Annotated in this window: 6 protein-coding genes; 2 read left to right on the top strand and 4 right to left on the bottom strand. The window is 49.1% G+C overall.

Annotated features, from left to right (window positions below; all coding sequences use genetic code 11):
* Positions 1-73: 73 nt before the first annotated feature.
* The 3 genes from AC1WIP_RS08470 to AC1WIP_RS08480 all read right to left on the bottom strand — a co-directional run bounded on the left by AC1WIP_RS08470 (position 74) and on the right by AC1WIP_RS08480 (position 2,187).
* Positions 74-961 (bottom strand): LysR family transcriptional regulator, encoded by an 888-nt coding sequence (locus tag AC1WIP_RS08470; protein ID WP_481141435.1) that lies wholly within the window; start codon positions 959-961, stop codon positions 74-76.
* Positions 962-1,000: 39 nt separating this feature from the next.
* The gene (locus AC1WIP_RS08475; RefSeq protein ID WP_481141436.1) at positions 1,001-1,630 is read right to left on the bottom strand and encodes a TetR/AcrR family transcriptional regulator; all 630 of its coding nucleotides are present in this window, start codon (positions 1,628-1,630) and stop codon (positions 1,001-1,003) included.
* Between the two features lie 89 nt (positions 1,631-1,719).
* Positions 1,720-2,187, bottom strand: coding sequence for a flavodoxin (locus AC1WIP_RS08480; protein WP_481141437.1), 468 nt, complete (start codon positions 2,185-2,187; stop codon positions 1,720-1,722).
* Between the two features lie 510 nt (positions 2,188-2,697).
* Here AC1WIP_RS08480 and AC1WIP_RS08485 point away from each other — a divergent pair.
* Positions 2,698-2,880 carry a hypothetical protein gene (locus AC1WIP_RS08485; RefSeq protein WP_481141438.1) on the top strand — a complete coding sequence of 61 codons (183 nt, stop codon included), beginning with the start codon at positions 2,698-2,700 and terminating at the stop codon, positions 2,878-2,880.
* Positions 2,881-2,918: 38 nt separating this feature from the next.
* Here the strand turns inward: AC1WIP_RS08485 and AC1WIP_RS08490 are convergent, their stop codons facing one another.
* Complete coding sequence (locus tag AC1WIP_RS08490; protein ID WP_481141439.1) at positions 2,919-6,398, bottom strand: ABC transporter ATP-binding protein/permease; 3,480 nt, start codon at positions 6,396-6,398, stop codon at positions 2,919-2,921.
* 166 nt (positions 6,399-6,564) lie between these two features.
* On the opposite strand from AC1WIP_RS08490, the gene AC1WIP_RS08495 reads away from it, so the two are divergent.
* On the top strand, positions 6,565-7,242 hold the full coding sequence (locus tag AC1WIP_RS08495; RefSeq protein WP_481141440.1) for a response regulator transcription factor: 678 nt from the start codon (positions 6,565-6,567) through the stop codon (positions 7,240-7,242).
* Positions 7,243-7,531: the final 289 nt, after the last annotated feature.

Raw genomic sequence — 7,531 nt, forward strand, 5'->3', positions numbered from 1 at the left:
CTCTGATACTGGCCGATCCCTATGGCGATGGAGCCTATATCGAAATATCTCTGGAAGAATAAGTGAAAATTATTTATTCTATCTGAGCCCGGAGCATATTGATTTCCTGAATGAACAGGGAGGCTGCCGGAGAAAACAGATGCTTTTTCTTCCAGATCAGTACGCTTCGGGTAACACGTTCAGGATAAACAGGAACAAACCGCAGCCGGGGACTGCTGTGAATGGCCAATGCCCCATCCAGGCAGAAGGCACAGCCCAGTCCCTCCTCCACCAGCAATGCCGCATTGGAAAGCAAGGTATAGCTCAGGGGAATGTTCAAATCCTTCTCCTCCCTTTTGAGCCAGTTCAGAATCTCCGCGCGGACCCTCTCCCGCAGCGGCAGGATCAGCGGATAATTTGCAACCTCTTCGGACCTGATGGATTTCCGGAAAGCCAGGGGATGATCGTCCCGCATAAGCACTCCCCAGGTTTCCTTTTGAGAAAGTCTGATAAAATCATACTTAACCGTGTCCACGGGCTCCAGCAGGAGCCCTACATCTATAAGCCCCTTATCCAGCCGGTCTTTGATATTATCCGCCATCTCATTGTATAGATGAAATTGCACAAGAGGATATTTTTCGGAAAACTGTTTTATCAGCTTTGCAAGCAGGCGGCTTCCCACCGCCTCAGACGCTCCCACAGCAATCTGTCCGCTCACCTGGGTGTTCTTCTGTACAAAGGACTGTTCCAGCCGGTCTGCCAGCTCTACAATTTCTTCTGCACGCTGCCGGAAAAAAATACCGTCGTCCGTCAGGGTCAGTCTGGATTTGCCGCGAAGCATCAGCGTCGTGCCCAGCTCCTTTTCCAGGTCAATCATCTGCCTGCTTAAGGTGGGCTGTGTCACATGCAGAATGTCCGCCGCTTTTGTAATATTCTCTTCCCCTGCCACTGCAAGGAAATAGCGAAGAGTGCGAAGCTCCATAGGCAGTTACCTCCACTTCCAGGGCCTTCTCCCCATAAATTACGCAAATCCTTGCAGCAGCTTAAGCACCATTGACTTTGTAATCTCATAAATAGACAAAAAAACATAATCGGCTTGAGCCTGCTTTAAAGCTTCCTTTTGTTTATCCGTTACCACCGTATAAGGGTATATGCCAAACATAAACGGGAAAAAGGCATAGATAAACTCCTGTATGTTATGGACTGTCATCTGCGGAAAAAATTTTTCCAGGCAGCAGGTTACAGCGCGCATAGAATTCCCATATGTTCTCTTGAAAGCAACCAGGTTTTCCATTCGGCTATTGGCCTCCATGTCATAATGATTCATGGACATAAGCTTCAGCAGACGGCTGCGCCTTTCCAAAGAATGGGCCATTTTATCAGCGAATTCATCAACAGACATCTTCTGACAGCTCTGCCGCATCGCATTCAAATCCTCAATCCATGCCTCGTACTCTTTCTGAAGCAATGCGAGAAATATTTCCTCCTTCGTATGAAAATAATAATAAATCAGTGTACGGGTAAAAGAGGTTTTTGCTCCAACATCCTTAAGCGTCACATCCTTGAAATTCATCGTTTCATAAAGTTCCGCACAGGCATTAATGATTTCCTCTTTTCTTGCGTTGGTCATTTCTTCTGAACCCCTTGGCATAAATGGCACTTCCTTTTCTTACTTCTATCAGAAACCTGGCAGTTTCCTTTTACTCATTATTTGTTCCTCTCCCTCTGAAAATTGCTTATCTATTCAATCACAGTTTTTGCCCACTCTTCCGCATCCGCATGACCAAGCACTCTGCCTGGCTTCCAGATTGCAGCCGGACAATGGGCCTGCAGGCTCTGCGCCGCTTTTTCAATTCCGCTGCCTCCGGAGGTGGCAAAGGGAATCATTGTTTTGCCTGAAAAATCATAGCTTTCCAAAAAGGTGTCCACGATTCGAGGTTCCACATACCACCAGATGGGAAATCCCACCAGAATGGTATCGTATTGCGCCAGGTCCGCTGCAGGCTGAGCAATAGCCGGTCGGCTGGACGGATCATTCATTTCCATAGAACTGCGGCTTTTCCGGTTCATCCAGTTTAAATCTTCAGAGGTATATGGCTGTGCCGGGCGAATTTCGTACAAATCTGCGCTGATAGCTGCAGCGATCCTTTCTGCTGCTTCGGCTGTCACTCCGCTGGCAGAAAAATAAGCAACCAATATTTTTTTCATTATCTTTTACACCTTCTCTTCTTCCTTTTTTGACACAATGTCAACATCTATAAATTACCATCATTTTGACACTATGTCAATATATAAACAAAAAAATACAACTAAAATGTTGTATTTTTCATAAGCTATATGAGATTCTGATTGTCGAAGCATCTTTCCAAAAGATGTTATCAACTCGCTAGATGATGCAGAAATAATACATGTCTCCAAGAAGCCGGGAGCCAGAAATTTCCTCAATGAGCCCCAGACCTGGGAATTGCCCGGCCAGAAAAATATGTATTATCAGGTAAATTCCACCTATTTCAGCGCCCTTGGAGAGTCAGAGCAAAAGCTTTTAATGGCCAGGGCAATCCAGCTGTTTATGCCAGGAAAGCCTCAGATATGGTATCTGGACCTTTTTGCAGGCAGGAATGACTACGAGGCCGTGAAAAGAGGGGCTCTTCCGGACATAAGAAAATTAACAGGACAAATCTTACATCAGAGCAGGTTAACCGTGCCCTTGAGAAGGAAGTGGTAAAAAAGCAGCTGGAAATGATACGGTTTCGAAACACCTGCAGAGCCTTTGAAAAAGGGGCGGACATCCGCATAGAGGCGCGGGCCCACACCCTTAGAATCACATGGGATAAGGATGGCATTGGCGCAGAATTGCTGGTAGATTTCTCCAGGGAGCAATATGAAATCAGACAGCTATAGCGCTGCCCCTTTCTGTGGGCAGCGCAGCCAGCGATAAATTATTCTGAACGCAGCGCTGTGACCGGATCGCTCTTTGCCGCTTTTTTGGAGGGAATCAGGCCGCCGATCAGTGTTAAGGCCACACTGAGTGCGATCAAGACAGCTCCGGACAAAACAGGAAGGGAGGCATTGATATCCGTTGTGTCAGCCAGCGAGTGGATAAGTGCGTTTCCCGGAATCAAAAGCAGCAGGGTCAGTCCGATGCCAATGACGCCGGCACACAGGCCAATGATAAAGGTCTCCGCGTTAAACACCTGGGAAACGTTTTGTTTGGAGGCGCCAATGGCCCGGAGAATACCGATTTCCTTTTTCCGCTCTAGTACGCTGATGTAGGTGATAACGCCGATCATAATGGAGGATACCACCAGGGAAATGGCCACAAACGCCACCAGCACATAGCTGATTGTATCCACGATTTCCGTCACAGAGGACATCAGTGTGCCCACCACGTCCGTATAGCTGATAACCTTGTCCTCCTCCCCCTGTTCCTCCATACGGTCATTGTAAGCATCAAGAATATCCGTCACAGCCGCCTTGCTTTTAAAGTCATAGGGATAAATGGAAATCTGACTTGGGTTTTTTAAGTCTACGTACCCGAACTTCTTCAGATTGTTGCTGTAGGATGCGTCCTCCCCGGACATAAGGGAGCGAAGCAGCCCCGCCAGCTCCTCTTCGCTCATATTCATCTGGATGGCGTCGGCAAAGGCCTCAATGTCCACTGCAAAGGCATTTTCCATATTGCTTCCCAGCTGTTCCATGGCTTTTTCCAAAGCCGCCTCCACATTGCTTCCAAATTGACTCATTATCTCCTGCATGGCATCGGCAATCTGCGTCTGCAGCGCCTCCCCGATGGCCCCTGAGTATGAGGTCATTACCGTCTTTATATAGCCGCTCAGAAGATTGGTAATCTGTGCCTGCAGTTCCTCCACATTCACCACCTTGGCAATCCCCTGAGACAGTATCTGCCGCGCCTGGGGCGTCTGCAGGTACCGGGAAAACTGCTCTCCCATGTTCCCGGGATCCGGAAGGCTGTTTTGGGCCGCATATTCCTGATAGCCAGCCATGACATTGCTGACTAAGGCCGCAAGCTGCTGGGGCGTAACGCTTATGCCTTCCCCGATTCCGGGGAGGCCGCCTGTTCCTGGGTTACCGCCTGTTCCCGGACTGCCCCCCAGGTCTCCTCCGGAAACAGTCCCTCCGGCGTCTCCCCCGGAAACGGGAGGAGCCGGCTGCTGCCCTCCTGTGCCGGACATGATGATATCGCGGATGCTTTCCTGGATAAGCTGCTGTGCCTGCGGCGTCTGCAGATATTCCATCAAATATTCATCCAGCCTGGAATAGTCTGCCTCCGGGTGCTCTGCCCCATAAGCGCTGTATCCCGCCAAAAGCTCTGCCGCAAGCTGCTGCAGCCCTTCCGAAGAGATGGAAATATCAAGCTGGCCCAAAAGATCTCCCATGTTCATCTGCGGCAGCTGGGGCAGGTCGAAGGTAATGGAATCCATATCAATCACATCCGACAACTTAAGGGAGCTGCCGTCCATATTCAGGTCGTCTGACAAATCCATATCCAATTCGCCTGTGTCAAAGGAAAAAGCGTTTAGAAGGGCATCCTCTTCAACAGTGAACAGGGAATCCATCTGGAAACGGCTCTGACTGTTCTCCTCCCCAAAAAAGCTTCCCGTCAGCACATTAATGTCCGGATTTTGCAGCTGCTCCTGGACAATCCGGCTTTCTGCCGCCTGTTCCACCACATACTCCGTCAGGGAAGCGGGATACCCAATGCCCGTTCTGAGCATAGCGGCCGAAGCATCCTGCGCAGGCTGTACCACGCCCACAATGGTAATGTCCTCTCCGCCGCGTACCAGCTTCTGCATATATGCTTCATCATCCGACTTGTCCCTCCACATATCATAGTCGGCGTCATACTCATAAAAATCCGCTGCATTTACCAGCTTAAAGGTAATGCCTAAAAAGTCCTCGTAACGGTAGGATTCCATTGCGTCCGGTGTATCCACCGCTTCATTTGCAAGAAAGGACTGAATCATCTCATCCAGCTCAAGAGGATCCCGCAGTCCCAGCGCATACAGCATAAAATCACTGATGCTGCCGCTGGAGGAAAGAACCATAACACACTCATTGTACTGTCTGGGCCAGCGCCCAGCCTTTATATCATACTGACCCTGAAACAGATCAGTATCCTCAGGCATTTGATAAAACACATCCGTACTCATAAGGGACGACATAAAGCTATTCGAATCAGTGCCGATACCCATAGCGGAAAAGGAATGGTCTGGATTGATCTGCCGGAGCCTGTCCTCATCTGCGCTGAAAATCTGAGGCACCACATTATAGGAATACTCAATCGCTTTGGCATAGGCTTCAATCCCACTGTCGCCGCTGTCAAAATAGGCTTTGAGGGATTCCAGATCGTTGGGCTCCACCCTGGAAAACATACTGCCCAGCGCCTGAGAAACCGTGACTTCTTTGGCGCTATCCTCAGTCTGGTCTCCGGAGAGCCCCGTCATCATAGAGGTGAGATCCATTGTGGTATTCTGGATTTGCAGAGGGTATTCCGAAAGGGTGTCCTCCTCCAGCATTTGAATATAGCCGTTTACTCCATTGGAAATGGACAAAATCAAGGCGATTCCGATGATGCCGATGGAGCCCGCAAAGGAGGTGAGGATTGTCCTTGCCTTTTTTGTTCTCAGATTGTTAAAGCTCAGGGAAAGCGCCGTCAGAAACGACATGGAGGCCTTTCCCATATTCTTATGAACGGGCGTGCCCTGAGCCGCCTCGTTGACTTCATAGGGAGCGGAATCTGAGCGGATGGTTCCATCCTTCAGCTTGACAATCCGCGTGGCATATTGCTCGGCCAGCTCCGGGTTATGGGTGACCATGACCACCAGACGATCCTTTGCCACCTCCTTGAGCAGTTCCATCACCTGGACGCTGGTTTCACTGTCCAATGCGCCTGTGGGCTCGTCCGCCAGCAGAATATCCGGGTCATTTACCAGCGCCCGGGCGATGGCCACGCGCTGCATCTGGCCGCCGGACATCTGGTTTGGCTTTTTGTGCGTCTGCTCTCCCAGACCTACCTGCTCCAGCGCCCGCATGGCCCGCTTTTTCCGCTCTGCCTTGGACACACCGGAGATGGTTAAGGCCAGCTCCACATTGGCTAACACCGTCTGATGGGGAATCAGGTTATAGCTTTGAAAGACAAAGCCGATGGTGTGATTTCTGTAAGAGTCCCAATCCCTGTCTTTATATTTCTTTGTGGAAATTCCGTTAATAATCAGGTCTCCGCTGTCATAGCGGTCAAGTCCTCCGATAATATTGAGCAGCGTGGTTTTTCCGGAGCCGCTGGGGCCTAAAATAGCCACAAATTCATTATCCCGCAGGTTCAGGCTGACGTTATTGAGAGCCTTCTGCACCAAATTTCCAGTCTTATATTGTTTACAAATGTGCTTGATCTGAAGCATAAGCCTGCAACTCCTTTTCCATGTTCCGCCCCGCATTATATATCGCAATGAACAACTGAAAATAAACAGAGCGGGCAGCATATAAAAAATTTATTTTCAGTTTATAATTGTGAAATAAATTTCATGCTATAATAAAGAAAGGAAAAGCTAAGAAAGGCAGATCGGGATGTTCCAGATTCTTGTTGTAGAAGATGATAAAAGCACAGCTCAGCTCATGAAGGCCATGCTGACCCATGCCGGATATGAGGTTTTTCAAGCCGGCAATGGAATTGAGGGTCTTGAGCTGCTGGATGTCCAGCACATTGATCTGATTGTGCTGGATATTATAATGCCTAAAATGGACGGATATGAATTTACCGAAAGGCTGCGGAGCTGTGGAAGCACCATTCCCATTCTAATGGTAACTGCCAGGCAGCTGACGGAGGAAAAATGTAAGGGATTTTTGGCCGGGGCGGATGACTATATGGTAAAACCCGTCAATCGGGAGGAGTTTCTGCTGCGGATCAAGGCCCTGCTTCGCCGCTCTCAGATTGCCAGCGAGAGGAAGCTGCATATAGGAAACATTACATTGGACTATGACGCATTGACGGTTTCAAAGAATGGCAGCACCCAGACACTGCCCAAAAAGGAATTCTACCTGCTCTATAAGCTGCTCTCCTGCCCGGATAAAATCTTTACGCGCCTGCAGCTGATGGATGAAATCTGGGGAATGGATTCCAACACAGTGGATACAACAGTAAATACCCATATCAACCGTCTGCGCAAAAAATTCGGAGACTGGCCCGAATTTGAAATCGTGGCCATTCGGGGAGTGGGTTATAAGGCGGTGATCCATCCTGTCTAAAAGAAAGGACAGCAGCCCCATACCTCAGGGGCCTTCGTTCCCACCACGATATGTCCTCAGGCACGCCACTCCCACATGATTTGACCGCTTTTTCGATCACCTTTTTAATATGCTTTTCTGATTAAGAAAAGATACTATTAAGGATGTTTTATCAATAGAAATTTTTCCGCTAAAAAGACAGAAACGGCCGCATCACACAGGATGCCGCCGTTTCTGTCTTTATGCAAAATATACTGCTGGTAACCGGACTTGAACCGGTACGGGGTCGCCCCCGAGGGATTTTAAGTCC

It is taken from the genome of Acetatifactor sp. (assembly GCF_982438285.1).

Coding starts and splice junctions, on each gene's coding strand:
- AC1WIP_RS08475 (WP_481141436.1), bottom strand. CDS start 1,630: ATGCCAAGGGGTTCAGAAGAAATGACCAACGCAAGAAAAGAGGAAATC.
- AC1WIP_RS08495 (WP_481141440.1), top strand. CDS start 6,565: ATGTTCCAGATTCTTGTTGTAGAAGATGATAAAAGCACAGCTCAGCTC.
- AC1WIP_RS08480 (WP_481141437.1), bottom strand. CDS start 2,187: ATGAAAAAAATATTGGTTGCTTATTTTTCTGCCAGCGGAGTGACAGCC.
- AC1WIP_RS08490 (WP_481141439.1), bottom strand. CDS start 6,398: ATGCTTCAGATCAAGCACATTTGTAAACAATATAAGACTGGAAATTTG.
- AC1WIP_RS08470 (WP_481141435.1), bottom strand. CDS start 961: ATGGAGCTTCGCACTCTTCGCTATTTCCTTGCAGTGGCAGGGGAAGAG.